Here is a 25,044-nt window from a genome sequence, read left to right on the forward strand (position 1 = left end):
CGGAGCGCGACGGCTCAGTGGTGGCCGCCCTGCGCCTCCAGGCGCTTGTACGAGGCCTCGATCTCGGCCTCGGCCTCGGTGCGGCCGACCCAGTTCGCGCCCTCGACCGACTTGCCCGGCTCCAGGTCCTTGTAGACCTCGAAGAAGTGCTGGATCTCCAGGCGGTCGAACTCCGACACGTGGTGGATGTCGCGCAGGTGCTCGACACGCGGGTCCGAGGCCGGCACGCACAGCAGCTTGTCGTCGCCGCCCGCCTCGTCCGTCATGCGGAACATGCCGATCGCGCGGCACTTGATCAGGCAGCCCGGGAAGGTCGGCTCGTCCAGGATGACCAGCGCGTCCAGCGGGTCGCCGTCCTCACCGAGGGTGTTCTCGACGAAGCCGTAGTCGGCCGGGTAGCTGGTGGAGGTGAAGAGGCGACGGTCCAGACGGATCCGGCCGGTCTCGTGGTCCACCTCGTACTTGTTCCGCGAACCCTTGGGGATCTCGATGGTGACGTCGAACTCCACGTCCTGCTCCTCCATGATCAGCTTCATTGCTTCGAGACTGCGTTGGTTCACCTGCGTGCACGTCCGGCCCGGCCCTGCCGGGTGGGGTGCCATGCTCGCGGCAAGTCGCAGTGGTTAAGTGTCCCTCACGCATATCCGTGATCGCGAAAGGGGCTGGTCCGAGGTGCCCTTGGTCAAGACCTGGCAGCTCATCGCGGCATCGGCCGTCGCCGGCCTCGTCCTGTCGGCGGCGACGGTCTCCGTCACCGGCCCTTGGGACTCCGGCCAGCGTAAGGCCGAGCGGGACAGGGCCGCCTCCTGGAGCCGGATGGGTGGCGTAGATCACGGCTCCGGACGGCTCCCGGAGGCCGCACCCAGCGCGCCAGGGGTGCTTTCCGGCCTCCCGGCGGCCCTCCAGGCCGAAAAGCAGGCCGGGAACCCGCTGGGGGAGCAGGCCGGGCGGCAGCCGGGCACGGGCACCGGCACGGGCACCGGCGAGGGCACGGGCACCGGCTCCGGCTCCGACGACGCCCTCGCCGAGGCGCTGCGGCCGCTGCTCGCCGACCCCGCGCTCGGGACCCTGCGCACCGCCTCCGTCATCGACACCGCCACCGGGCGGGTGCTGTACGAGGCCAAGCCGCGCGAGCCGATGACCCCCGCCTCCACCGTCAAGATCGCCACCGCGACCGCGGTACTGGCCGCGCTCGGCCCCGAGCACCGCTTCCGCACCACCGTGACCCCGGGCGCCGCGCCCGGGCAGATCATCCTGGTCGGCGGCGGCGACCCCTCGCTCACCGCGCGCAAGAAGCCGCCGGCCGGCTCCGGCGGCAGCCTCGTCGCCCTCGCCGCCGACACCGCCCAGGCGCTCAAGGCGGCCGGCACCGACAGCGTGAGCCTCGGCTACGACGACTCCCTCTACTCCGGGCCCGCCCGCCACCCGATCGGCCTCAACCCCAACGTCGCGCCGCTGAGCGCCCTGACGGCCGACGAGGGCCGCCTGAACGACTCCCTCTCGGGCCCCGCCGACCGCTCCGAAGACCCGTCCGGGGACACCGCCCGCGCCTTCGCCGGCCTGCTGGCGGACCGCGGCATCAAGGTCACCGGCGCGCCCGCCAAGGCCAGGGCCGCCGCCGACGCCGAACCGCTGGCGACCACCCTGTCCACCCCGCTCGGCGGCCTCGTCGAGCGGATGCTGACCAACAGCGACAACGACATCGCCGAGGCCCTCGCCCGCCAGAGCGCCCTCGCCTCCGGACAGCCCGGCAGCTTCGAGGGCGCCGGGAAGGCCGTCGCCGCCAAGCTCGCCTCCCTCGGCATCGACACCACAGGCTCCCGGTTCGCCGACGGGAGCGGCCTGGACCGCAGCGACAAGGTCAGCGCCGGCCTGCTGACCGCGCTGCTCGCCAAGGCCGCCGACCCGCAGCGGCCGGAGCTGCGGCCCGTCCTCACCGGGCTGCCCGTCGCCGGCTTCAGCGGCACCCTGCGGGGCCGCAACAGCGGCGGCTCCCCGGCCGCCGGCCTGGTCCGGGCCAAGACCGGCACCCTCTCGGGCGTGAACTCCCTCGCGGGCACCGTCGTCGACCCCTCCGGGCGGCTCCTCGCCTTCGCCTTCCTGGCGGCGAACACCCCGGGGCCCGAAGGCGCCGAGAAGGCCCTCGACAAGCTGGCGGCCGCCGTCGCCGGCACGCGCTGAGGGGGTCCGCGGCGGCGCCGGTCCACGTACGGTTGACGCATGACGAGCATCGGTGGTGCGGAGATGGTCGACTGGAACCTCGCGGTGGCGACGGCGACCCGGCTGGTGCGGCCGGGTCCGGAGGTCAGCCGCCACGAGGCCCGGGCCGTGGTGGCGGAGCTGCGCAGGCACGCCAAGACCTCTGAACGGCACGTGCGCGAGTACACGCGGATGGTGCCCGAGAACGCGACGGTGCAGGACACGCCCGTCCTGGTCGTCGACAGGGCCGGCTGGGTCAAGGCCAATGTGGCCGGCTTCCGGGAACTCCTGGGCCCCCTGCTGGGCAAGATGCAGGAACGCCGCGGCAGCGCCCCCGGCGGCGCCGTGCTCGGCGCGGTCGGCGGCAAGGTCACCGGCGTCGAGCTGGGCATGCTGCTCAGCTTCCTGGCCTCCCGGGTGCTCGGCCAGTACGAGACCTTCGCGCCGGCCGCGCTCGACCTGCCGGGCCCGGCCACCGGCGGGCGCCTGCTGCTCGTCGCCCCGAACATCGTGCACGTGGAGCGCGAGCTGGGCGTCGACCCGCACGACTTCCGGCTGTGGGTGTGCCTGCACGAGGAGACCCACCGCACGCAGTTCACCGCCGTGCCCTGGCTCCGGGACCACCTGGAGGGCGAGATCCAGACGTTCCTCGGCGCCACCGAGATGGACCCGATGAACGTCCTGGAGCGGCTGCGCGAGGCCGCCCAGTCCTTCGCGGGCGCCCGCCCCGCCGACGAGCACGGCGAGGACGGCCGCTCGCTGGTGGAGCTCGTGCAGACGCCCGAGCAGCGCGAGGTGCTCGGGCGGCTCACCGCCGTCATGTCCCTGCTGGAGGGGCACGCCGACTTCGTGATGGACGGCGTCGGCCCCGGGGTGGTGCCCTCGGTCGCCGAGATCCGCGAGAAGTTCCAGCAGCGCCGGGCGAGCGGCGCGGGCCGCCTCGACGCCGCGCTGCGCAAGCTGCTCGGGCTCGACGCGAAGCTGCGGCAGTACCGGGACGGGGAGCGGTTCGTACGGGCCGTCGTCGGCGAGGTGGGGATGGACGGCTTCAACCGGGTGTGGACCTCCCCGAACACGCTGCCCACGAAGAGCGAGATCGCCAAGCCGTCGGACTGGGTGGCGCGCGTACACGGGAAGTGAGGCGACCGGGAGCGGCCCGCGAGGCGTAAACGTGTCCCTCTGGGGGAAGCAGCGTCACCCTTCCGAGGGACCGTGGGGCGTGGAAGGGCGTGCGATGCTCGGGGAACGGCTCGGCTCTGTCACCATCGACGCACTCTGAGTGACAACCCTCTCCCCGCGGGCGGCCCCCGCGGGGACGGCCGGGCGGGCAGCACGGCACCACGGCGGCCCGCCCGCCGAGCACGCACCACACACCGCACACCCCGAAGCCTCCGAGGCATCCGAACTCCACCGAAGGGCACCGGACATGGGTCCCCATCCTGCGGTCGCGGCGATACGCCTGGCGGTCCGCCGCGTACTCCACGACGTCCTGACCGACCTCACCGACAGCCGCACCCCCGGCGCCGCCGCGCCGCTCGTCCTCGTCGCCTGCTCCGGCGGCGCCGACTCCATGGCGCTCGCCTCCGCCCTCGCCTTCGAAGCCCCCAAGCTCGGCATCCGGGCCGGCGGCGTCACCGTCGACCACGGCCTCCAGCCCGGCTCGGACCTGCGCGCCGCCGAGGTCGTCACCCGCATGACCGCACTCCGCCTCGACCCGGTGGAGTCCGTCGCCGTGCGCGTCGGCCGTGAGGGCGGCCCCGAGGCCGCCGCGCGCGACGCCCGCTACGGCGCCCTCGACGAGGCCGCCGACCGGCTCGGAGCCGCCGCCGTACTGCTCGGCCACACCCGGGACGATCAAGCCGAAACCGTCCTGCTGGGCCTCGCCCGCGGCTCCGGCATCCGCTCGCTGTCCGGCATGCCCGAGGTCTCGGCGGGCCCCGGCGGCCCCGGCCGCACCAACCGCTACCGGCGCCCCTTCCTCCAGGTCGACCGGCAGACCGCCCGCAAGGCCTGCATGGTCCAGTCCCTCCCCGTCTGGGACGACCCGCACAACCTCGACCCCGCCTACACCCGCTCCCGGCTGCGCCACGAGGGGCTGCCCGCCCTGGAGAAGGCCCTGGGCAAGGGGGTGGTCGAGGCCCTCGCCCGGACCGCCCAGCTCTCCCGCGACGACGCCGACGCCCTGGACTCCTGGGCCGCCGACGCCGAGGCCGGCGTACGGGACGCGGACGGCCGGCTGGAGTGCGCCAAGCTGTACGCCCTGCCCCCCGCCGTGCGCCGCCGCGTGCTGCGCCGGGCCGTGGTCGCGGCGGGCTCCCCGGCGGGTTCCCTCTTCGCCCGCCACATCGAGGAAGTCGACCGCCTCATCACCGGATGGCGCGGTCAGGGCGCCATCAACCTGCCCGGCCGGGTGGAGGCCCAGCGGCAGGGTGGCAGACTTGTCATCCGGCAGGGCTGATTGGTGCTGAAACACGGCTGAGCCCTCCGGGGGCACCCCCCGGAGACCCGGCCGTCGACGAAAGTGATGCGGGTGGACGAGAAGGACATGGGCGACGACCTCCAGTCGGTGCTCATCACCAAGGAAGAGATCGACGCGAAGCTGGCCGAGCTGGCCGCGAAGATCGACGCGGAGTACGCGGGCAAGGACCTGCTCATCGTCGGCGTGCTCAAGGGCGCGGTGATGGTGATGGCGGACCTGGCGCGTGCCTTGTCCACCCCGCTCACCATGGACTGGATGGCGGTGTCCTCGTACGGCGCCGGGACCCAGTCCTCGGGCGTGGTCCGGATCCTCAAGGACCTGGACACCGACATCAAGGACAAGCACGTCCTGATCGTCGAGGACATCATCGACTCCGGTCTGACGCTGTCCTGGCTGCTGTCGAACCTGGGCTCCCGCCAGCCGGCCTCCCTGGAGGTCGTCACGCTGCTGCGCAAGCCCGACGCCGCGAAGGTCGCGATCGACGTGAAGTGGGTCGGCTTCGACATCCCCAACGAGTTCGTCGTGGGCTACGGCCTCGACTACGCGGAGAAGTACCGCAACCTGCCGTTCGTGGGCACGCTCGCCCCGCACGTGTACGGCGGCTGAAACGCACCCGCGCCCTCGGGTCCCGGACGGGGAACCTGAGGGCGTCGCCCGCCGTTGAAGCATGCGAAGGCGGGTTTGTCAGCCGTCCCACGAGGCCGCGGGTGACAATTCAGGGGTACATTCCGAAGAACAGTCTTTACTCACAGCAGCATTTACCTACGGGCAGGAGGGACGGGGTGCTCAGCGCCCCGTATGGATGGACGTGAAGCGATACTTCCGTGGGCCGGTCATGTGGATCGTGCTGGCCGTCCTCGCCGTGGTCGTGTTGATGAACGTCGTCGGCTCCGGCGGCGGCTACAAGTCGGTGGAGACCAGCGAGGTCATCAAGGCGATCAACAGTGGCCAGGTGGACAGCGCCAAGCTGACCACCGGTGACAGCCAGATGATCAAGATCGAGCTGAAGAAGGGCCAGAAGCTCGGCGACAACGACGGCACCAAGTTCCAGGCCAACTACATCGGGGACCAGGGCGTCCAGCTCGCCCAGAACCTCCAGACCAAGTACGAAGCGGGTCAGATCCCGGACGGGTACACCGTCTCGCCGGACAAGACCAGCCCGTTCCTCAGCGTGCTGCTCTCGCTCCTGCCCTTCGTCCTCATCGTCGTGGTCTTCCTGTTCCTGATGAACCAGATGCAGGGCGGCGGCTCCCGGGTCATGAACTTCGGGAAGTCCAAGGCCAAGCTCATCACCAAGGACACCCCGAAGACGACGTTCGCCGACGTCGCGGGCTCGGACGAGGCCGTCGAGGAACTCCACGAGATCAAGGAGTTCCTCCAGGAGCCGGCGAAGTTCCAGGCCGTCGGCGCCAAGATCCCCAAGGGCGTGCTGCTCTACGGCCCGCCCGGCACCGGAAAGACCCTGCTCGCGCGTGCCGTCGCGGGCGAGGCCGGTGTGCCCTTCTACTCGATCTCCGGTTCCGACTTCGTCGAGATGTTCGTCGGTGTCGGTGCCTCGCGTGTCCGTGACCTGTTCGAACAGGCCAAGGCCAACGCGCCGGCGATCGTCTTCGTCGACGAGATCGACGCCGTCGGCCGGCACCGCGGTGCGGGTCTCGGCGGCGGTCACGACGAGCGCGAGCAGACCCTCAACCAGCTGCTCGTCGAGATGGACGGCTTCGACGTGAAGGGCGGCGTCATCCTGATCGCCGCCACGAACCGGCCGGACATCCTCGACCCGGCGCTGCTGCGCCCGGGCCGTTTCGACCGGCAGATCGCGGTCGACCGTCCCGACATGCAGGGCCGTCTGGAGATCCTCAAGGTCCACCAGAAGGGCAAGCCGGTCGCGCCGGACGTCGACCTCTCGGCCGTCGCCCGCCGCACCCCCGGCTTCACGGGTGCCGATCTCTCCAACGTCCTGAACGAGGCCGCGCTGCTCACGGCCCGCTCGGACATGAAGCTGATCGACAACCACATGCTGGACGAGGCGATCGACCGCGTCGTGGCGGGCCCGCAGAAGCGGACCCGGATCATGTCGGACCGGGAAAAGAAGATCACCGCGTACCACGAGGGCGGTCACGCCCTGGTCGCGGCGGCCTCTCCGAACTCGGACCCGGTCCACAAGATCACGATCCTGTCCCGCGGCCGGGCCCTGGGTTACACCATGGTCCTGCCCGATGAGGACAAGTACTCGACCACGCGCAACGAGATGCTCGACCAGCTGGCGTACATGCTGGGCGGGCGCGCGGCCGAGGAGCTGGTCTTCCACGACCCGACCACGGGCGCGGCGAACGACATCGAGAAGGCCACGGCGACGGCCCGCGCGATGGTCACGCAGTACGGCATGACCGAGCGTCTCGGTGCGATCAAGTTCGGCGGCGACAACACCGAGCCGTTCCTGGGCCGCGAGATGTCGCACCCGCGGGACTACTCGGAAGAGGTCGCGGCGCTGGTCGACGAAGAGGTCAAGAAGCTCATCGAGACCGCGCACAACGAGGCCTGGGAGATCCTGGTCGAGAACCGCGACGTGCTCGACAACCTCGTCCTCGCGCTGCTGGAGAAGGAGACGCTGAACAAGGAGCAGATCGCCGAGGTCTTCTCGACGATCGTGAAGCGTCCGGCCCGCCCCGCGTGGACCGGCTCCTCCCGCCGCACCCCGTCGACCCGCCCGCCGGTGCTCTCTCCCAAGGAGCTCCAGCTGACGAACTCGGCGAACGGCACCTCGGCGACCCCGCCGGCCGTGTCGGTGGACAAGGCTCCGGAGCCCGCCCCTGAGGATCGCCCCGAGTAATCGGCGGTCGACCCCTCCGGAATGGATGCCGCGCCCCCCAGGTTCTAGCCTGGGGGGCGCGGCACTTTCGCGTGCCCGCGAGCGCGAGCGCACAGGCACACAGGAACGAGGATGAGATGACCGACCCAGTGACCCTGACCGGTGGCGAGGGCACGATCGGCGAGTTCGACGAGAAGCGCGCCGAGGCGGCAGTCCGAGAGCTCCTGATCGCGGTCGGTGAGGACCCGGACCGCGAGGGCCTCCTGGAGACCCCGGCGCGGGTCGCGCGCGCGTACAAGGAGATCCTGGCCGGGCTGCGGCAGCAGCCGGAGGACGTGCTGACGACGACGTTCGACCTCGGACACGACGAGATGGTCCTGGTGAAGGACATTGAGATCGTAAGTCTGTGCGAGCACCACCTGCTGCCGTTCCATGGTGTGGCCCACGTCGGCTACATCCCTGCCGAGTCCGGCAAGATCACCGGTCTGTCGAAGCTGGCCCGCCTGGTCGAGGTCTTCGCCCGCCGTCCGCAGGTGCAGGAACGACTCACCACGCAGATAGCCGACTCGCTGATGCGCATTCTCGAAGCCCGCGGTGCCATTGTCGTGATCGAGGCCGAGCACATGTGCATGTCTGTGCGGGGCATCCGCAAGCCGGGAGCGAAGACCACCACGTCGGCCGTCCGCGGTCAGCTGCGTGACCCCGCGACCCGGAGCGAGGCCATGAGCCTCATCATCGCCCGTTAGCCGGATTGTCAGACCCGCCCGCTAGCGTCCCCGCAAGGGGGTGACCGGGTTGATCGGGCTACCGAGCAAGCAGATCGTGAACGGGGCCGCGGGCCGCGCTCAGGCGCGGACGGTCGGCGCGGGCGACTGGCTCTGGACCCTGCACGAGGGGCGGACCGCCTTGACGGTCGTCACGGAGGTGACGACCGTCAAGGCGCGCGAGATCGTGGCGGTGGTGTCCGATCGGCAGCCCTTCCTCGCGGCGCCGGACCAACTGCTGGGCACATCCAGCGGGTGGGTACGTGCGGCCGAGGCCGCGGGCAGCGAACTGACCTGGACCCCGGCCCGCAAACTCTGCCGTACGCGCCTTGCCATCAGACCCGGCCATGACTTCGGCTACTGGGTGGGAGCCACCTGTGCCGACGGCACGGTCGGGCCGAACTACGTATCGCTGGTCGTGAACGACGAGGGCTTCGCCGGCCGGTACGCGGCGAGCCTCACGGCGTCCACCGGCCTCGCCGCCCGCTTGGAGCCGGTCACCCGGCCGTCAGGCTTCCTCCAGCGGGACCTTCCGGGTTTCCGGGTGCGCGTGGTCTCGTCCTATCTCGCCGATGTGATGCGTCAGTACGTCGGCGGGGACGCACACCACATGCGTCAGGGATTTCCCCGGGTCGTGCTGCGAGACCTCGACAGCTTCAACGGCTTCCTGGACGGCTACGCGGATGGCGACGGGTACAGGATCAAGCGGTGGCAGGCGCGGGCCATCGCCAGCGCGAACGTTCCGTTCCTCGCGGAGCTCGCCGTCGTGATCGGCGCCCGGTTCACACCGGTGACGAGCGGAAAGGTCTCGCACCTGGTCGTCTCCGACCGGTGGGAGCGGCGCGGCACCTTCGTGCCGGAGACGCACCCGGTCCACCTCATCGAGTCGCAGGCGACGACCGTGCGCGAGGTGCGGCCACGGACCGCCACCGGTGCCAAGCCGTTCACTCTCCACCGCTACCGGCTGGAGCCCCATCCGAGTTTCCTGGTGAGCGGCCACGTGGTGCGGGCCGCTGGGTAGGCGGGCGCTGCCGGCCCCCGGTGGGGGCCGGTCAGGCGTGGGACGGGGACTCGGTGGTGGTGTCGTCGTCCTCGGGGAGCTTCAGGACGTGTTCCAGGAAGAGGGCGGCGGCGATGACCGCGGCGCCCGCCAGGACCGAGGCGCCGGCGTACCAGGTCTGGTCGCGGCGGGCCGGGACGTCGAGGGCGTCGGTGAACAGGAACACGCCCACGCCGCCGTACATGCCCGCCACCAGGGCCGCGACCAGCGCGCTGGCCTGGCCGAAGACCACCGCGCGGGCCGCCATCAGCGGCTCGACGCCCTTGGCGCCCGGGCGCCGCTCGCGCTGCGCCTTGAGGCGGCCGCGCAGGGACAGCGCCGTGGCGAGCAGCACCACCGCGATGACGGCCAGGACGATCGGCGCGGCCAGTGGGACGCCCGGCAGCGTGCCGTAGGCGTTCCACAGGCGGGCGCCGGCCCAGGACAGGACCCCGGCGACCACGAAGATGCCCGCCAGGACCGCCGGCCTCAGTTGCTTCACGTGCCCGTTCCCCGCTTTCTGAGCCGATTCGTCAGCAGTGAACAGGCTAACGACTACTCGGGGAGGTGGAGTTCCAGGTCGGGGCGCGCGGTCACGCCCGTCAGGCCGACGTCGGCCAGCAGCTCGGCGACCGGGCCGTGGCCGGGGATCTGCGCCTCGGCGTCGATGTCGTGCCACGGGGCCAGGACGAAGGCCCGCTGGTGGGCCCTGGGGTGCGGCAGGGTGAGGGTGGGGTCGTCGGAGACCACCTCGGCGTACGAGACGATGTCGACGTCGATGGTGCGTGGGCCCCAGCGCTCCTCGCGGACGCGGTCGAAGGCCTCCTCGATCGCGTGCCCGCGCTCCAGCAGCGAGGACGGCGGCAGGGTCGTCTTCAGCGCGATGACCGCGTTGAGGTACGAGGGCTGCGAACCGGGCTCGATGCCCCAGGGCTCGGTCTCGTAGACCGGGGAGACGGCCTTGACCCGCAGGCCGGGCGTGTCACCGAGGGCGTCGATGGCGCCCTGGAGGGTCTCCAGCCGGTTGCCGAGGTTGGAGCCGAGCGCGATGACGGCCCACCTCGGGTTGGACAGGGTGACGTCCGCCGCGTCGACCGTCTCGACGACGGACGCCGGTACCGGCTGGACGGTGGGGTCGCTCTGGGCGTTCAGTCCGTGATTCACGCGCGGCTCCGGGTGATCGTGATGGTCACGTCGTCGAAGGGAACGGTGATGGGCGCGTCCGGCTTGTGGACGACGACCTCCACCTGTGCCACGGCGTCGTGCTTGAGGCACTGCTGGGCGATCCGCTCGGCAAGGGTCTCGATGAGGTCGACGGGCTCGCCTTGGACCACGTCGACGACTTCTTCGGCCACGACCCCGTAGTGCACGGTCTTGGCCAGGTCGTCCCCGGCCGCCGCGGGGCGGGTGTCGAGGTGCAGCACCAGGTCGACTATGAAGGTCTGGCCTTCCTCGCGTTCCCTGGGGAAGACGCCGTGGTGCCCGCGAGCCTTGAGGCCGCGCAGCGCGACACGATCCACGCGAATCACTCCTGTTTCGTAGGTTCTTCCGGTCCCGGGACTCCCGGGGCCATAGGCCTACGCCGAGTGCGGTCGGCGTCGTCCACCTTCGAATTTACCCGCGATATACCTCGCCTCCCGCGCGAGGGGTCAGTCCGTGTCCTCTTCGTCCTCTTCTTCGGAGTCCGTAAGCACCGGGGAACCGTGGTGGGACCAGAGCAGCCAGCCCTGCGGTGTGCGACGGAACACATTTGTCGCGACGACCAGCTGGCCGACCAGCGGGCCGAGTTCCCCGCCGTCCTCGGCGGGTCCCCCGCTGAGGATGTTCTCCGTACACGTGACGAGGGCGGTGTCGCCTATGACGGCCACCTTCGTGTCGGTGAGGAAGAACTGGATGTACTCCGTGTGGGACATGATCAGCGCGTAGGAGCGCAGCACCTCGCCGCGGCCCGAGAGCACCGGCCAGCCCGGGTGCACGCAGGAGATCTCGTCTTCGAGCCAGAGCGCCGACAGCGCTTCGAAGTCCCCCCGCTCCATGGCCTCGTAGAAGGCCGTATTGGCCTCTTCGACCGCTTCGATGTCGGTACGGCTCACCGTGCCCCTTTCCTGCCTGTACGGATGCTGCTGCGGGTCCCGGCCCGGACGCGTGTCCGGATCACAGAGCCCCTTCCACGGCGCGGGCCACCCGAACCGCGTCGGCGGTCGCCCGTACCTCGTGGACCCGTACGGCCCAGGCGCCCTGGTACGCGGCGAGGGCGGAGACGGCGGCCGTGGCGGCGTCCCGCTCGCGGGCGGGCGGCGGGGCGGCGTCGGCGGCGCCGGCCAGGACGCGGCCGAGGAAACGCTTCCGCGAGGCGGCGACCAGCAGCGGGAAGCCGAGCGCGCGCAGCTCGGCGAGGTGGGCGACGAGGGCCAGGTCGTGCTCGGCGTTCTTGGCGAAGCCGAGGCCGGGGTCGACGAGGAGCCGCTCGGGGGCGATGCCGCCGGATATGACGGCGTCGACGCGGGCGCGGAGTTCGGCGGTGACCTCGGCGAGGACGTCGTCGTAGACGGCGAGGCTGTTCATGTTGTCGCTGAAACCGCGCCAGTGCATGACCACGAAGGGCACCTCGGCGGCCGCGACGGCCGGGATCATGCCGGGGTCGGCGAGACCGCCGCTGACGTCGTTGACCAGGGCCGCGCCGGCGGCGACGGCCTGCGCGGCGACGGAGGCGCGCATGGTGTCGACGGAGACGACGACGCCCTCGGAGGCGAGGCCGCGCACGACGGGGACGACCCGGCGCAGCTCTTCCTCCTCGTCGACGCGGGGGGCGCCGGGGCGGGTGGACTCGCCGCCGACGTCGATGAGGTCGGCGCCCTCGGCGACGAGGTCGAGACCGCGCTTGACGGCCGCCGTGGTGTCGAACCAGCGGCCGCCGTCGGAGAAGGAGTCGGGGGTGACGTTGACGACCCCCATGACCCCGCAGCGGTCCCACTCCGGCAGACCTGTGACCCGGCCCCTGTCGGCGGCCGCGCGGTGCGTGTTCATGGTCCCAGGGTAGAGCCGGTGCCCGGCCCGGCCGGTACGCGAGCACCGGCCCGGCGCCCTGGCCAGGCGCGACGCGGGCGGGGCCCGGCGCGACGCGGGTGGGGCCCGGCCGCGCGGGCCCGGCCGTAGCCCGGCGTCCGGCCGTAGCCCCGCGTCCGGCCGCCGGACGTGGAGGAGGCCGGGGCTCGTGCGAGCCCCGGCCTCCTCCACGCCCCCGCGCCCCGGCGGGTCAGGCGGCGGCGACCTCGCGGTCCGCCTGGGACGGGACGGCGCTCACGTGCGTGTGGGCGCAGGTGCGGACCGGCTTGGGGCGGCGGCGGCTCGCGAACAGGCGCGGCAGCGCAAGCGTCACGAAGCCCTCGGCCTGCATGGCGGCGAAGCCGATGCGGGGCAGGTCACGGGTGGTGCGGAAGACCACGAAGCGGGGCTCCCAGCGGGGCTTGAACTTCGCGTTGAACTTGTACAGCGATTCGATCTGGAACCAGCGCGAGAGGAACACCAGCAGGCTGCGCCACATCCGCAGCACCGGGCCGGCGCCGATCTTCTCGCCGCGGGCGAGGGCCGAGCGGAACATCGCGAAGTTCAGCGAGACCTTCTCGATGCCCAGGGACGGCGACGCCTCCAGCGAGGCGACGATCAGCAGTTCGTTCATGCCGGGGTCGGCGGCGCGGTCGCGGCGCATCAGCTCCAGCGACATGCCGTCCTTGCCCCACGGGACGAAGTGCAGGACGGCCTTGAGGTCGCCGAACGGCGAGGTGTCGCCCTCCTCCACCCGGTGCGCGGTGGCGATGAAGCAGTCGCCGTCGCCCGGGTCGCCGACCCGGCCGAGCGCCATGGAGAACCCGCGCTCGGTGTCGGTGCCGCGCCACGCCGCGGCGGCGCCGCGCACCTGCTCCAGCTCGGTGTCGGTCAGCTCGCTGACCCGGCGGACCTTGGTGGTGTAGCCGTTGCGCTCGATGCGCTTCACCATTTGGCGGACATTGCGCATGGCGCGGCCCGAGAGGGAGAAGTCTTTGACATCGACAATCGCCTCGTCACCCAGCTCCAGGGCGTCCAGTCCCGTCTCGCGGGTCCAGACCTCGCCGCCGGTCTCGCTGCAGCCCATGACGGCCGGGGTCCAGGAGTGGGCCTTGGCCTCCTCCATGAACCGCTCGATGGCGCCGGGCCAGGCCTCGACGTCGCCGATCGGGTCGCCGGAGGCGAGCATCACGCCGGAGACGACGCGGTAGGTGACGGCCGCCTTGCCGCTGGGGGAGAAGACGACGGCCTTGTCGCGGCGGAGCGCGAAGTGGCCGAGGGAGTCGCGGCCGCCGTGCCGGGCCAGCAGCTCGCGCAGCTTGACCTCGTCCTCGGCGGTGAGCCGCGCGGCCGGGTGCTCGGGGCGGAACGCCAGGTAGATCGTGGTGAGCGCGGTCAGCATGCCGAGGGCGCCGAGCGAGTAGCCGACGATCCAGGAGACCCGGCCGGCGTAGTCGACGGGTCCCTCGAAGCCGAACAGCCCGTAGACGACGTGGCTGATCTGCTCGTAGATGCCGGGGTTGCCGACGACCTTGCCCGGGTGGGAGTTGACGATCACCAGGCCGAGGCCGATGGACCCGGCGCTCATCAGTACGAAGTTCGCGAGGGCCTTCCAGCGGCTGCGCGGGTCCGGCAGCGCCTTGAATTCACCCTGGTGGCGCAGGAGCAGCGCGAGCAGCACCGCCGCGATGACCACGCCGATGACCGAGTGCCGGTACGTGAACTGCGCCACGGCGCCGGCGGGCAGCAGCACCACGGCCGCGCGCCAGGCACGCCTCTTGCGGCGCTTGAGGCCGTGCGCGAGCAGCAGCAGCAGGACGCCCGCGCTCAGCGCGAGGGCCGCCGCGAAGGGGCCGAGGGATCCGGGCAGCACCTCGGTGACCGCGTGGATCCTGCTGTGCCTGAATCGCGGGAACACCCCTGCCGCGATGTCCAGGAGACCGACGACCGTAACGGCCATCCCCACCAGGCCGGGCACCGTCTCCGGTCGTGGTCCGCGCAAGATTCGCCCGGTCCGACTCGGAACCTGTCCGGACTTATCGCCATCTATCCTGCTAGACATCGCTTCCCGTTGCTCCGCGAGAGATCATGTGGCCGAAGGCCGCGACAGCCTCCGGAGTGTGGTGCGTCCCTTAGGACGACATCGGAGGGGAGCGGGTTCACTCTTCCGCCGAGAAAAACTCGTCCTGCCATCAGAAAGACGACTGACTGCTCATGGGTCTCACCAGTAATACGGTTCTGGCGCTGGCCATCGTCGCCGGTGTGCTGCTGTTCGCGGCCACGGTCTGGTTCTGGCCAAAGCTTTCCGGCCGCACCTGGCGTGCCCTCGTCGGCCGGATCGGCCTCCTGCTGGTGACCCAGCTGGCGCTCTTCTCGGCCGTCGGTCTCGCGGCTAACAAGTCGTTCCTCTTCTATGGATCCTGGGCCGACCTGTTCGGTCAGGAGACGTCGATGGGCAAGGTCGTCGACCACTCGATGAGCAGCGAGGACATCAAGGTCGTCGACAAGCAGAAGCTGGACGTGCCCGGTGGCGGCAAGCCGCAGGTCGGCGGACAGATCCTGAAGATTGCCATAACCGGGCAGAAGTCGAAGATAACGAGCCCCGGCTACGTGTGGCTGCCGCCGGAGTACTTCCAGCCCCAGCACAAGGACAAGAACTTCCCCGCGGCCATCGTCCTGACGGGCTACCCGGGCACCGCCGAGAACCTGATCAAAGGGCTGAACTACCCGATGACGGCCTTCAAGCAGGCCAAGGCGGGCAAGATGAAGCCGATGATCCTGGTGATGCTGCGGCCGACCGTCGCGCCGCCGCGCGACACCGAGTGCGTGGACATACCCGATGGCCCGCAGACCGAGACGTTCTTCGGGCAGGACCTGCCGAAGGCCATCCAGAGCACCTTCCGGGTCGGTGACAAGCCGCAGAACATGGGCTTCATCGGCAACTCCACCGGCGGTTACTGCGCCCTGAAGATCGCCACGCACTACCCGCAGACCTTCGGCGCCGCCGCCGGCCTGTCCGCGTACTACGAGGCCCCGGACGACCCGACCACCGGAAATCTGTTCCACGGGGACGAGAAGCTGAAGAAGCGTGCCGACGTCCTGCACAGCGTCGCGAACAAGAAGCCGAGCGGTACGTCGTTCCTCGTCACCAGCAGCCAGAAGGGCGAGCCGAACCTGGGCGACACCAAGAAGTTCATCAAGAAGGTGCAGGGCCCGGACCGGGTCTCCTCGATCATCCTCGACAGCGGCGGCCACAACTTCAACACCTGGCGCCGTGAGATCGCCCCGATGCTGGTGTGGATGAGCGGCCGCATCCAGGCCTGACCGCCGGCGCCCGTCCCCGCCGTACCTACGCCTCCTGCAGCTGGGCCCGGCGCAGCGCCCGGTGCACCCCCTCCGGGGTGAGTACGCCGACCAGCGCGCCGGTGTCCGGATCCTTGACCCCGATCCGGCCGGAGTCCTCCCGCAGCAGCAGCGCGAGCGCCTCGCGCAGACTCGCCCCCAGCGCCACTTCGGCGGTGGGGGCCTTTCCGTCCGCCGCCTCCACATCGGCCGGTGCCACCGCGGTGACCGCGAGGTGCTTGAGCCCCCGGTCCGCGCCGACGAACCCCGCGACGTACTCGGTGGCCGGCGCGGCCAGCACCGCCGCCGGGCGGGCGAACTGCTCGATGGTGCCGTTCCCGTAGACGGCGATGCGGTCGCCGAGCCGGATGGCCTCCTCCAGGTCGTGCGTGACGAGCAGGATCGTCTTGCGCACCGTCTTCTGGAGGGTGAGGAACTCGTTCTGGAGGCGTTCGCGGACCACCGGGTCCACCGCCCCGAACGGCTCGTCCATCAGCAGCACCGGCGGGTCCGCGGCGAGCGCGCGGGCCACGCCGACGCGCTGGCGCTGCCCGCCGGACAGCTGCTCCGGGTACCGGCCCCCGTAGACGGCCGGGTCCAGGCCGACGAGTTCGAGCAGCTCGGCCGCCCGCGCGCGGGCCTTGGCCTTGGGGGTGCCGATCAGCTGCGGGACGGTCGCCGTGTTCTCCAGCACCGTCTTGTGGGGGAACAGCCCGACCTGCTGGATGACGTACCCGATGCGGCGGCGCAGCTCGACCGGATCGGCGGCGGCGATGTCCTCGCCGCCGAGCAGGATCCGCCCGGAGGTCGGCTCGATCAGCCGGTTGACCATCTTCATCGTGGTCGTCTTGCCGCAGCCGGACGGGCCCACGAGCGTGACCAGCTCACCCTCGGCGACCTCGAAGTCCAGGTCCTCGACGGCGGTCGTCCCATCGGGGTAGCGCTTGGTCACGTGCTCGAATCGGATCACAGCCCCACTCTTTCACCAGTTTTGTAAAGGCAGTGTTGCCCCCCTGCGAAGGATTCAGGCCAATGTGGGTGCCGGGGGTTAGGGTCGGGTTCGATCGCGAGTTTTTCGTGCAGACGTATGTTCGGTGACAGGGGGTGAGGGGCATGGCGGGGCAAAGCTGCCTGGTGGCGAACGACTGGATCTGCTGGGAGTACGTCACCTCCCGCTCTCAGGAACTCACCGACGCCACCGTCGAACATGTCTGGATCACGGGCATATCGGTGCTGATCGGCCTGATCGTGGCGGTCCCGCTCGCGCTGCTGGCCCGCCGCGGCCGCCGCTGGGCGGCCCCCGTGCTGGGCCTGACCACCCTGCTCTACACGATCCCCTCGCTCGCCATGTTCTCGCTGCTGCTGCCGCTGTTCGGCCTGTCGGCGTCGCTGGTGGTGACCGGCCTGGTGCTGTACTCGCTGACCATCCTGGTCCGCAACGTGCTGGCCGGCCTGGAGGCGGTCCCCGAGGACGTACGGGAGGCCGCGCGCGGCCTGGGGTACGGGCCCCGGCGGCTGCTGTGGCAGGTGGAAATGCCGCTGGCGCTGCCCTCGGTGCTCGCCGGGATCCGGATCGCCACCGTCTCCACGATCGCGCTGACCACCATCGGCTCCATCGTCGGCAAGGGCGGCCTGGGGAACCTGATCGCCCCGGCCGTGAGCAGTTCCTTCAAGGCCCAGGTGCTCACCGCCTCGGTGCTGTGCGTGCTGCTCGCCCTGGCCGCGGACCTGCTGCTGCTCGGCGTGGAGCGGCTGCTCACCCCGTGGACGCGGGCGACCCGCGCGCCGCGGCGCGCGGGCCGGGCGGCGGACCGGGCGGCGGATCGAGCCGCGGACCCGGCGCGGGCCGGCGTGTCGGTCGCATCCGGCGCGTCCGGCGAGGGGGCTTGAGGGCATGGACGTACTGAGCGGGGCCTGGGACTGGCTGGCCGACGGAGCCAACTGGGCCGGGGAGAACGGCGTCTGGCACCGGCTCGCCGAGCACGTCTACGTGAGCGGCGTGGCCCTGGCGGTCGCCTGCGCGCTCGCGCTGCCGATCGGTCTGTGGCTCGGGCACCTCGGCAAGGGCGGCGCCCTCGCGGTGAACATCTCCAACGTGGGCCGGGCGATCCCCGTCTTCGCGGTGCTGGCGCTGTTCATGGTCTCCCCGCTGCGCGGCTGGGGCAACGCGGCGACGATCGTCGCGCTGGTCCTGTTCGCCCTGCCGCCCCTGCTGACCAACGCGTACGTGGGCATGCGGGAGGTGGACCGCTCGGTGGTCGAGGCCGCCCGGGGCATGGGCATGTCGGGCGGCCAGCTGTTCCTGCGGGTGGAGCTGCCGCTCGCGCGCGCCCTGGTGATGACGGGCGTGCGCTCGGCGGCCGTCCAGGTCATCGCCACGGCCACGATCGCGGCGATGGTCGGCCAGGGCGGCCTCGGCCGGATCATCACCGCCGGGTTCAACACGTACAACACGGCGCAGGTCTTCGCGGGCGCGCTGCTGGTGGCGCTGCTGGCGCTGCTGGTGGAGGGCGCGCTGGTGGCGGCGGACCGGCTGCTGCCGCGGCGCCCGGCGCCGGCGGACCGCTGAGCTTTCTTCCCTTTCCGTCCCTTTTCCGTCCCTTGATTTTGGAGTGACCATGAGCAAGTCCACGCGTGTCCTCGGCGCGGCACTGGGTGCGGTGGCCCTGACGGCTTCGCTGACCGCGTGCGGCGGCGACAGTCTGGAGAAGTCCAAGGACGGCGGCTCGTCCTCCTCGTCCGCCGGGGCCTCCGGCGGCGCCAAGGGCAAGCTGGTGATCGGCGCGGCCGGCTTCACCGAGTCCAACGTGCTGGCGGAGCTCTACGCGCAGCTGCTCGGGGACGCCGGGTACGGCACCTCGATCACCACCGTCAGCAACCGGGAGCTGTACGAACCCTCGCTGGAGAAGGGCGAGATCGACGTCGTCCCGGAGTACGCGGCCACCCTCGCGGAATTCCTCAACGCCAAGGTGAACGGCCCGAAGGCCCCCGAGGAGAAGCCGGTCGCCTCCAGCGACCCGGCGGCGACGGCCCTGGCGCTGGAGAAGCTCGCCGCCCCGCTCGGCCTGAAGGCCCTGCCCGTGGGCGCGGCCGTCGACCAGAACGCCTTCGCGGTGAGCAAGGACTTCGCGGCGAAGAACAACCTGAAGACCCTGTCCGACCTCGGCAAGTCCGGCCTGAAGGTGAAGATCGCGGCGGGCGACGAGTGCGCCGTACGGCCCTTCTGCGCCCCCGGGTTGAAGAAGGCGTACGGGATCGACGTCTCCGGCATCGACCCCAAGGGCGTCGGCACCCCCCAGTCGAAGCAGGCGGTCAAGGACGGCGCGGACCAGCTGGTGCTGACCACGACCACGGACGCCACCCTCGACAGCTTCGGCCTGGTCCTGCTGGAGGACGACAAGTCGCTCCAGAACGCCGACAACGTCCTGCCGGTGGTCAACGCCAAGGACGCGGGCGCCCCCGAGGTCGCGGCCGCCCTGGACAAGCTGACCAAGGTGCTCACGACGGCCGATCTCGCCGACCTCAACCGCAAGGTCGACGCGGAGCGCGCGAAGCCCGCGGACGTCGCGAAGGCCTATCTGGCGTCCAAGGGACTCGTCAAGAAGTAGCGGTGGCGCGGTTGGTGCGGAAATGACGGGTAACTGCCCGGCAAGAGATTGCCGGGCGGCTACCCCACAGCCCGCCCACGCCCTGTAAATTTCAGGCCATGCCCCGTGGACGCCACCGCAATCCCGAACCCCTGCACCGGCTGCTCACGCCGACGACCGTCGCCGGTGTCTCCGTCGCCGGTGCCGCCGCGGCCTGGCTGCTGGCGGAACCCCTTCCGTTGCGCATCCTCGTGGCCCTCACGGCGGCCGCGGGCGTGGCCGGCGCCTTCGTCATGCGGTCCTGGGACCGCGCGGCCGGCCGCCGGGTGGCGGAGCTGGCCCGCGAGCGCGTCAAGGACGAGTGGAAGACCGAAGAGCGCGTGGCCGAGCTGGAGTCCGACCTCGAAGAGGCCCGGGTGCTGCGCGCCAGGCTCGACACCAAGCTGCGCGCCAAGCGGGTCGAGCTCGCCGCTCTGCGCGGGGAGCACGCCGCGCTGCTGCGCCGGTACGCGACCGCCGAGACCGAGCGGGCGAGCGCCCTGGAACGGCGCCGGCTGCTGGCCATCGAGGCCGCTGCGGCCCCGTCCGGGTCCGGTTCCGGGTCCGGGCCGAGGGAACTCGCGCCGGTCACCGAGGAGCGCACCTCGGCCGGCGCGCCGACCGCCGTCGGCTACGCCCGGGCCAACGTGGCCATGGCGGCGCTGGTCCGCAAGGCGGAGGTGACGCACTCCCGCCCGGCGGCCGCCGCCGTGCCGGCCCGCCGCCCGGCCGCGACGATGGCCCCGTACTCGCCCCCGCGCCGGACGGCCTCGCGCGTCGAGGGCGGCTTCGACTTCTTCGGCACCAAGAACGCGGAGCAGGCCCGCGCCGTGATCGAGGCCGTGCAGAACGAGGACCTGGCCGACGTGGTGGGCGCCGAGGTGCTCGCGGTCCACAAGGCCGAGTCCGCCCAGGGCGGTCCGGCCGAGCCGGAGTTCAAGCCGGCGACGCCGGAGCAGCGCGCGGTGGGCCAGGTCATCGACCTCACGGCCCACGACGAGACCGAGCCGATCGACGTGGTCCGGCTCCGCACCGCGATCTCGTAGCCGGGGCTCAGGGGTACGCGAGGACCAGGCCCGCCGCCATGGTCTCCAGCAGTATCTGAACGGCGAGCGCGGGCTTGGCCGCGACCTCCGGGGCGGCCAGCGCCACCACCATGGCCACCAGCGCGACGCCGAGCAGCGCCCAGAAAGCGACCGCCGGGAACGGCGTGCAGCCGCCGTACACCAGGCACCGCGAGCCCGTCTCCGTGCTCAGGACCGCGATCTTCGCGAGGATCAGGGCGGGCAGGAGCAGCACGGCGGAGACCACCGCGCAGATGAGGGTCCCCGACCGGGGTGCGCGGGGCTGTGGGGTGCAGTGGTTCCAGGACATGCGGCGATCCTCGCCCGCCCCCGGCCGTCCGGGCATCCGCGCGGCTACTCAGCCGCGCCCGCCCTCGTACTCACCGCGCGGCCCCGGCAAGGCCGGGCCTCAGAACAGCGGCAGCTGGCCCGGCAGGGCGGGCAGGACGAAGCCGTCCAGGGTCGGCGCGCTCGCGCCGAGGACCACGCGCGCCCGGGAGCCGGGGCAGGAGACCAGTTCGCCTCGGCCGCCCGGCGGGTCGTGGCGGGCGATCCGGCCGGCGGTCACGGCGCAGTCGCGGCCGCAGGAGGGACAGGCCCGTCGGGGGGAGTGGGACATGCCCCCAGTCTGCCCTGTCGCACCGACAGCGACAGCGGCCGAGGCCGAGGCACCGCCGGGCGGGCGCTACTTGTCGATGTCGCCGACGACGAAGAACAGCGAGCCCAGGATCGCCACCATGTCCGCGACCAGCTGCCCGGGCAACAGCACCGCCAGCGCCTGGATGTTGTTGAAGGAGGCCGAGCGCAGCTTCAGCCGGTACGGGGTCTTCTCGCCCTTGGAGACGAGGTAGTAGCCGTTGATGCCGAGGGGGTTCTCGGTCCACGCGTACGTGGCCCCCTCGGGCGCCTTCAGCACCTTCGGCAGGCGCTGGTTGACCGGCCCAGGCGGCAGGTCCGCCATCCGGTCCAGGCAGGCCACGGCCAGGTCCAGCGCGTTGTGCGTCTGGTCCAGCAGGCATTCGAAGCGGGCCAGGCAGTCGCCCTCGGTGCGGGTGACGACCTTCAGGACGTCCTGGAGCTCCCCGTAGGCCAGGTACGGCTCGTCGCGGCGCAGGTCGAAGTCGACGCCGGAGGCACGGGCGATCGGCCCGGAGACCCCGTACGCGTGCACCGCCTCGGCGGACAGCACGCCCACCCCGCGGGTACGGCCCCGGAAGATCTCGTTCCCGTGGACCAGCTTGTCGTACACGTCCATCCGGGTGCGGACGTCGGCGACGGCGGCGCGCGCCCGGCCGAGCCAGCCCGCCGGGAGGTCCTCCTTGAGGCCGCCGACCCGGTTGAACATGTAGTGCATCCGGCCGCCGGAGATCTCCTCCATGACGGCCTGGAGCTCCTCGCGCTCACGGAACGCGTGGAAGATCGGGGTGATCCCGCCCAGTTCGAGGGGGTACGAGCCGAGGAACATCAGGTGGTTCAGCACCCGGTTCAGCTCGGCCAGGAGCGTACGCATCCACACCGCGCGCTCGGGGACCTCCATCCCCAGCATCCGCTCGACGGCCATGACCACGCCCAGCTCGTTGGAGAACGCGGACAGCCAGTCGTGGCGGTTCGCGAGCATCACGATCTGGCGGTAGTCACGGGCCTCGAAGAGCTTCTCGGCGCCCCGGTGCATGTAGCCGACCACCGGCTCGGCGCTGACGATCCGCTCGCCGTCCAGGACGAGCCGCAGGCGCAGCACGCCGTGCGTGGAAGGGTGCTGGGGTCCGATGTTGAGCACCATGTCGGTGCTCTCCGCCGCACCGCCGATGCCGACCGTGGTCTCCGTCATGCGCGCATTGTCTCAGCCCTAGGCTGGGGGCATGGAAACGGGCACGAACGGTGAGACGGGCCGCGCCCAGTGGGTGGGTCTGCCCGGCGGGCTGCTCACGCTGCGGCGGCTGCTGCTGGTCATCTGGACGACGCTGCTCGCCCTCGGGACGGCGCTCGTCCTCGGGCTGACGGCCGGAGCGGGCTGGGCGGCGTTCGGGGCGCTCTGGCTCGCGGTCCTGGCCTGGGGCTGGGTGCTGCTCGGCCGCAACTGGCGCTCCTGGAAGTACGCCGAGCGCGCCGACGACCTGCTGATCAGCCGGGGTGTGCTGTGGCAGGAGCAGACCGTCGTCCCGTACGGGCGGATGCAGCTGGTCGAGGTGACGTCCGGCCCGCTGGAGCGGCGCTTCGGGCTGGCTTCCGTACAGCTGCACACGGCGGCCGCCGCCACCGACGCGAAGATCCCGGGGCTGGTGCCGGCCGAGGCGGAGCGGCTGCGGGACCGGCTGACGGAGCTCGGCGAGGCAAGGTCGGCCGGACTGTGAGCGTCGAGGAGCCGCCGGCCCCGCCGGCCCCGCCGGCCCCGCCGGCCACCCCGGCCATCCCGGCCCCGCCGGCCCCGCCGGCCACCCCGGCCATCCCGGCCCCGCCGGTCCCGTCGGCGGCTCTCGCGGGGGAGCGGCGGCTGCACGTCCTGACCCCGCTGCGCCGGGCGTGGGTGCCGATCGCCGCGACCGTCGGCGTCGTCGCCCAGCAGGGCGACAGGGTCGCCGAGTGGGCGAGCGGGCTGTCGCACCCCCTACAAGCGCTGGCCATGGCCGCCCTGGTCGTGGTGTTCGGCGCGTACGGGTTCCTGAGCTGGTGGTTCACCCACTACGCGGTCACCGACTCCGAGCTGCGGATCCGCACCGGGCTGCTGTTCCGCCGCACCGCGCACATCCGGCTCGACCGGATCCAGGCGGTGGACGTGACCCGCCCGCTGCTGGCCCGGCTGGCCGGGGTCGCGAAACTGCGGCTCGACGTGATCGGCACCGAGGACAAGGACGAGCTGGCCTTCCTCGACGAGCGGGACGCGGTGGCGCTGCGCGCCGAGCTGCTCGCCCGGGCGGCCGGCTTCGCCCCGGCCGAGGCCGTCGCGGTCGGCGAGGCCCCGGAGCGCGAGCTGCTCCGCGTCGGCCCCCGGGACCTGGCGCTCTCTCTGCTGCTCACCCTCTCGGTGTGGGCGGCGCTGGCCGGCGGCCTCGTCGCGCCGGTCGTGGCGTGGTGGGTCAGCGCGAACCCCTGGGCGGCCGCCGTCACGCTCCTCCCCATCCTGGGCGGGGTCTGGGCGGGCACGGCCGGGCGGTTCCTCGCCGAGTACGACTGGACCGTCGCGGAGTCCCCCGACGGGCTGCGGCTGGACCACGGACTGCTGGACCGGGCGCACGAGACGGTCCCGCCGGGCCGGGTCCAGAGCGTGAAGCTGGTGGAGCCGCTGCTGTGGCGCCGCCGGGGCCTGGTCCGGGTGGAACTCGCGGTGGCGGGCTCGAAGAACGAGGTCCTGGTCCCGGTTGCCTCGCGGGCCGCCGCCCAGGTCGTGATCACCCGGGTACTGCCGGGCGCGGACCTGGCGGCGCTGGAGTTCAGCCCCTCGCCCCGGGCCGGATCGCGCTGGGTGGTCCCGGTGTGGTGGAAGGGCTACGCCCTGGCCGTCTCGGACGAGGTGTTCGCGGCCCGGCACGGCCGGCTGTGCCGGCGCACGGAGATCGTTCCGCACGCCAAGGTGCAAAGCGTCCGGCTGACCCAGGGCCCCTGGCAGCGCGCCCGCGGCGTGGCCGACGTATCCGTCGACACGGGCGCGAACGGCACGGTCACGGCCCGCCTGCGCCCGACCCCCGAAGCCACCACCCTCCTCCACACCCAGTCCACCCGCTCCCGCACCTCCCGCGCCACCTCCCGCCCGGACCGCTGGATGACCTGACGCCACCCCACCCCGCCCCAACCGACCACGCCGTCCGGGCGAAACGTTCCGGCCAAGCAGCCCGACTCACCGTCACGACGGGCCGGTTGGGCGGTGGTGAATATCTCGAACAGAAGTCCCGATCACGCGAAACCATGTTTGTGTTCGCAACGTCTCTTGGGTAGACAGGGGCTTACAGGAGTGGCACGTGAGTTCTCCTCCGGTAGTGGAACACGACGTCAGGGGTGGGTGGATGAAGTTCGACATGGGCAGCACGACGCTGTCGGAGCTGGGCAAGGCCACGGATGGTTCCAGTAACGACCTCGGCACGCTGATCAAGCTGCTGATCGCGGCCGCGGACCCGCTGGAGGGCAAGTTCAACGGGCCCGGCAAGGTCGCCTTCGACTCGTTCAAGCGGCGTTCGGACGGGATCACGGCGGAGCTGAACGCCTCGCTCCAGGCGATCCTCGGGGGGCAGTCGGGCATGGACACCGCCTTCACCGCCGGTAACCACGAGCAGCACGACAACGCCCACCAGAACATGGGCTCCGCCAACTTCGACGCCGCTCGCTTCGGCGCGCGCTGAGACCCCGGGGGAATCGGGACATGGGACAGAGCCAGGACCGTACGTCGTACGACATCGGCGCCTCGGTGGAGGTGCAGGGCGGCCTCGACGGGATCATCGGCCAGCTGGAGCTGGTGCTCAACGACCGCGAGGCGGCCGTGAAGGCGGCGATGAACAACTTCACCGCCGACGGCGTTTCGGACGAATACCACGGCAAGGAGCTGCGCTGGCACCGCGCGGCGAACGAAGTGCGGGACATCATCCGCCTGGTGCGTTCGACGCTGCACCAGAACGACGGGACCGCGCAGGCGACGCTGGCCAAGGCCAAGGCGGCGGTGGACGGGATCGGCTGACGCCGACCGGGAGG

At 71.7% G+C, this 25,044-nt stretch carries 27 protein-coding genes; 16 read left to right on the forward strand and 11 right to left on the reverse strand.

The genetic code is table 11. The features are described 5' to 3' along the window. Positions 1-14: 14 nt before the first annotated feature. A complete protein-coding gene (locus tag EES41_RS20360) occupies positions 15-509 on the reverse strand; it encodes an inorganic diphosphatase (protein ID WP_008742522.1) in 495 nt (164 codons plus the stop codon). A gap of 163 nt (positions 510-672) precedes the next feature. Between EES41_RS20360 and dacB the strand changes: the two genes are divergently transcribed. The 7 genes from dacB (at position 673) to EES41_RS20395 (ending at position 9,272) form a co-directional block, all read left to right on the forward strand. Next, complete coding sequence (gene dacB / locus EES41_RS20365; protein WP_164495893.1) at positions 673-2,181, forward strand: D-alanyl-D-alanine carboxypeptidase/D-alanyl-D-alanine-endopeptidase; 1,509 nt, start codon at positions 673-675, stop codon at positions 2,179-2,181. 39 nt (positions 2,182-2,220) lie between these two features. Beyond that, positions 2,221-3,339, forward strand: a complete 1,119-nt coding sequence (locus EES41_RS20370; protein ID WP_008742520.1) for a zinc-dependent metalloprotease — start codon at positions 2,221-2,223, stop codon at positions 3,337-3,339. Positions 3,340-3,625: 286 nt separating this feature from the next. Beyond that, positions 3,626-4,657, forward strand: a complete 1,032-nt coding sequence (gene tilS / locus EES41_RS20375; protein WP_073774283.1) for a tRNA lysidine(34) synthetase TilS — start codon at positions 3,626-3,628, stop codon at positions 4,655-4,657. Positions 4,658-4,723: 66 nt separating this feature from the next. After that, positions 4,724-5,284 (forward strand): hypoxanthine phosphoribosyltransferase, encoded by a 561-nt coding sequence (gene hpt, locus EES41_RS20380; RefSeq protein ID WP_037794157.1) that lies wholly within the window; start codon positions 4,724-4,726, stop codon positions 5,282-5,284. A gap of 196 nt (positions 5,285-5,480) precedes the next feature. After that, positions 5,481-7,508: an ATP-dependent zinc metalloprotease FtsH gene (ftsH, locus tag EES41_RS20385; RefSeq protein WP_123079792.1), complete on the forward strand. Its 2,028-nt coding sequence runs from the start codon at positions 5,481-5,483 to the stop codon at positions 7,506-7,508. Between the two features lie 116 nt (positions 7,509-7,624). Further along, positions 7,625-8,233 (forward strand): GTP cyclohydrolase I FolE, encoded by a 609-nt coding sequence (gene folE / locus EES41_RS20390; protein ID WP_073774285.1) that lies wholly within the window; start codon positions 7,625-7,627, stop codon positions 8,231-8,233. A 40-nt stretch (positions 8,234-8,273) separates the two neighbouring features. Next, complete coding sequence (locus EES41_RS20395; protein WP_123079793.1) at positions 8,274-9,272, forward strand: hypothetical protein; 999 nt, start codon at positions 8,274-8,276, stop codon at positions 9,270-9,272. Positions 9,273-9,303: 31 nt separating this feature from the next. On the opposite strand, the gene EES41_RS20400 is transcribed toward EES41_RS20395, so the two are convergent. From EES41_RS20400 to EES41_RS20425, 6 genes are all read right to left on the reverse strand, one after another. Then, positions 9,304-9,792 (reverse strand): DUF3180 domain-containing protein, encoded by a 489-nt coding sequence (locus tag EES41_RS20400; RefSeq protein WP_123079794.1) that lies wholly within the window; start codon positions 9,790-9,792, stop codon positions 9,304-9,306. Between the two features lie 53 nt (positions 9,793-9,845). Further along, complete coding sequence (gene folK / locus EES41_RS20405) at positions 9,846-10,454, reverse strand: 2-amino-4-hydroxy-6-hydroxymethyldihydropteridine diphosphokinase (RefSeq protein ID WP_174261708.1); 609 nt, start codon at positions 10,452-10,454, stop codon at positions 9,846-9,848. After that, positions 10,451-10,810 (reverse strand): dihydroneopterin aldolase, encoded by a 360-nt coding sequence (folB, locus tag EES41_RS20410; RefSeq protein ID WP_037794153.1) that lies wholly within the window; start codon positions 10,808-10,810, stop codon positions 10,451-10,453. The genes folK and folB overlap by 4 nt, the downstream gene beginning before the upstream one ends. Positions 10,811-10,939: 129 nt before the next feature. Beyond that, complete coding sequence (locus EES41_RS20415) at positions 10,940-11,383, reverse strand: nuclear transport factor 2 family protein (protein WP_123079795.1); 444 nt, start codon at positions 11,381-11,383, stop codon at positions 10,940-10,942. Between the two features lie 61 nt (positions 11,384-11,444). Continuing rightward, a complete protein-coding gene (gene folP, locus EES41_RS20420) occupies positions 11,445-12,317 on the reverse strand; it encodes a dihydropteroate synthase (RefSeq protein ID WP_123079796.1) in 873 nt (290 codons plus the stop codon). Between the two features lie 229 nt (positions 12,318-12,546). Continuing rightward, positions 12,547-14,397: a phosphatidylglycerol lysyltransferase domain-containing protein gene (locus tag EES41_RS20425; protein WP_123079797.1), complete on the reverse strand. Its 1,851-nt coding sequence runs from the start codon at positions 14,395-14,397 to the stop codon at positions 12,547-12,549. Positions 14,398-14,549: 152 nt separating this feature from the next. Here EES41_RS20425 and EES41_RS20430 point away from each other — a divergent pair, with 152 nt between their 5' ends. Continuing rightward, a complete protein-coding gene (locus EES41_RS20430; protein ID WP_123079798.1) occupies positions 14,550-15,659 on the forward strand; it encodes an esterase family protein in 1,110 nt (369 codons plus the stop codon). 25 nt (positions 15,660-15,684) lie between these two features. Here the strand turns inward: EES41_RS20430 and EES41_RS20435 are convergent, their stop codons facing one another. Continuing rightward, positions 15,685-16,647, reverse strand: a complete 963-nt coding sequence (locus tag EES41_RS20435; RefSeq protein ID WP_008742507.1) for an ABC transporter ATP-binding protein — start codon at positions 16,645-16,647, stop codon at positions 15,685-15,687. 143 nt (positions 16,648-16,790) lie between these two features. On the opposite strand from EES41_RS20435, the gene EES41_RS20440 reads away from it, so the two are divergent. The 4 genes from EES41_RS20440 (at position 16,791) to EES41_RS20455 (ending at position 20,349) form a co-directional block, all read left to right on the forward strand. Then, positions 16,791-17,567, forward strand: coding sequence for an ABC transporter permease (locus EES41_RS20440; RefSeq protein WP_123079799.1), 777 nt, complete (start codon positions 16,791-16,793; stop codon positions 17,565-17,567). Between the two features lie 4 nt (positions 17,568-17,571). Then, a complete protein-coding gene (locus EES41_RS20445; protein ID WP_123079800.1) occupies positions 17,572-18,246 on the forward strand; it encodes an ABC transporter permease in 675 nt (224 codons plus the stop codon). A 49-nt stretch (positions 18,247-18,295) separates the two neighbouring features. After that, positions 18,296-19,285, forward strand: a complete 990-nt coding sequence (locus EES41_RS20450; protein ID WP_123082591.1) for an ABC transporter substrate-binding protein — start codon at positions 18,296-18,298, stop codon at positions 19,283-19,285. Between the two features lie 98 nt (positions 19,286-19,383). Then, positions 19,384-20,349, forward strand: coding sequence for a hypothetical protein (locus tag EES41_RS20455; RefSeq protein WP_123079801.1), 966 nt, complete (start codon positions 19,384-19,386; stop codon positions 20,347-20,349). 7 nt (positions 20,350-20,356) lie between these two features. On the opposite strand, the gene EES41_RS20460 is transcribed toward EES41_RS20455, so the two are convergent. The 3 genes from EES41_RS20460 to EES41_RS20470 all read right to left on the reverse strand — a co-directional run bounded on the left by EES41_RS20460 (position 20,357) and on the right by EES41_RS20470 (position 22,195). After that, positions 20,357-20,677, reverse strand: a complete 321-nt coding sequence (locus tag EES41_RS20460) for a hypothetical protein (protein WP_123079802.1) — start codon at positions 20,675-20,677, stop codon at positions 20,357-20,359. Between the two features lie 99 nt (positions 20,678-20,776). After that, the gene (locus tag EES41_RS20465) at positions 20,777-20,986 is read right to left on the reverse strand and encodes a hypothetical protein (RefSeq protein WP_008742501.1); all 210 of its coding nucleotides are present in this window, start codon (positions 20,984-20,986) and stop codon (positions 20,777-20,779) included. 66 nt (positions 20,987-21,052) lie between these two features. Next, positions 21,053-22,195, reverse strand: coding sequence for an NADH-quinone oxidoreductase subunit D (locus EES41_RS20470; RefSeq protein WP_123079803.1), 1,143 nt, complete (start codon positions 22,193-22,195; stop codon positions 21,053-21,055). Between the two features lie 31 nt (positions 22,196-22,226). Between EES41_RS20470 and EES41_RS20475 the strand changes: the two genes are divergently transcribed. The 4 genes from EES41_RS20475 to EES41_RS20490 all read left to right on the forward strand — a co-directional run bounded on the left by EES41_RS20475 (position 22,227) and on the right by EES41_RS20490 (position 25,030). Beyond that, positions 22,227-22,718 (forward strand): PH domain-containing protein, encoded by a 492-nt coding sequence (locus EES41_RS20475; protein WP_123079804.1) that lies wholly within the window; start codon positions 22,227-22,229, stop codon positions 22,716-22,718. A gap of 92 nt (positions 22,719-22,810) precedes the next feature. Further along, on the forward strand, positions 22,811-24,133 hold the full coding sequence (locus tag EES41_RS20480) for a PH domain-containing protein (RefSeq protein WP_254211775.1): 1,323 nt from the start codon (positions 22,811-22,813) through the stop codon (positions 24,131-24,133). A gap of 232 nt (positions 24,134-24,365) precedes the next feature. After that, the gene (locus tag EES41_RS20485; RefSeq protein ID WP_073774370.1) at positions 24,366-24,698 is read left to right on the forward strand and encodes a hypothetical protein; all 333 of its coding nucleotides are present in this window, start codon (positions 24,366-24,368) and stop codon (positions 24,696-24,698) included. A 20-nt stretch (positions 24,699-24,718) separates the two neighbouring features. Beyond that, a complete protein-coding gene (locus EES41_RS20490; RefSeq protein WP_073774298.1) occupies positions 24,719-25,030 on the forward strand; it encodes a pore-forming ESAT-6 family protein in 312 nt (103 codons plus the stop codon). Positions 25,031-25,044: the final 14 nt, after the last annotated feature.

The sequence above is a fragment of the Streptomyces sp. ADI95-16 genome, assembly GCF_003721495.1.
Taxonomy (GTDB): Bacteria; Actinomycetota; Actinomycetes; order Streptomycetales; family Streptomycetaceae; genus Streptomyces; species Streptomyces goshikiensis.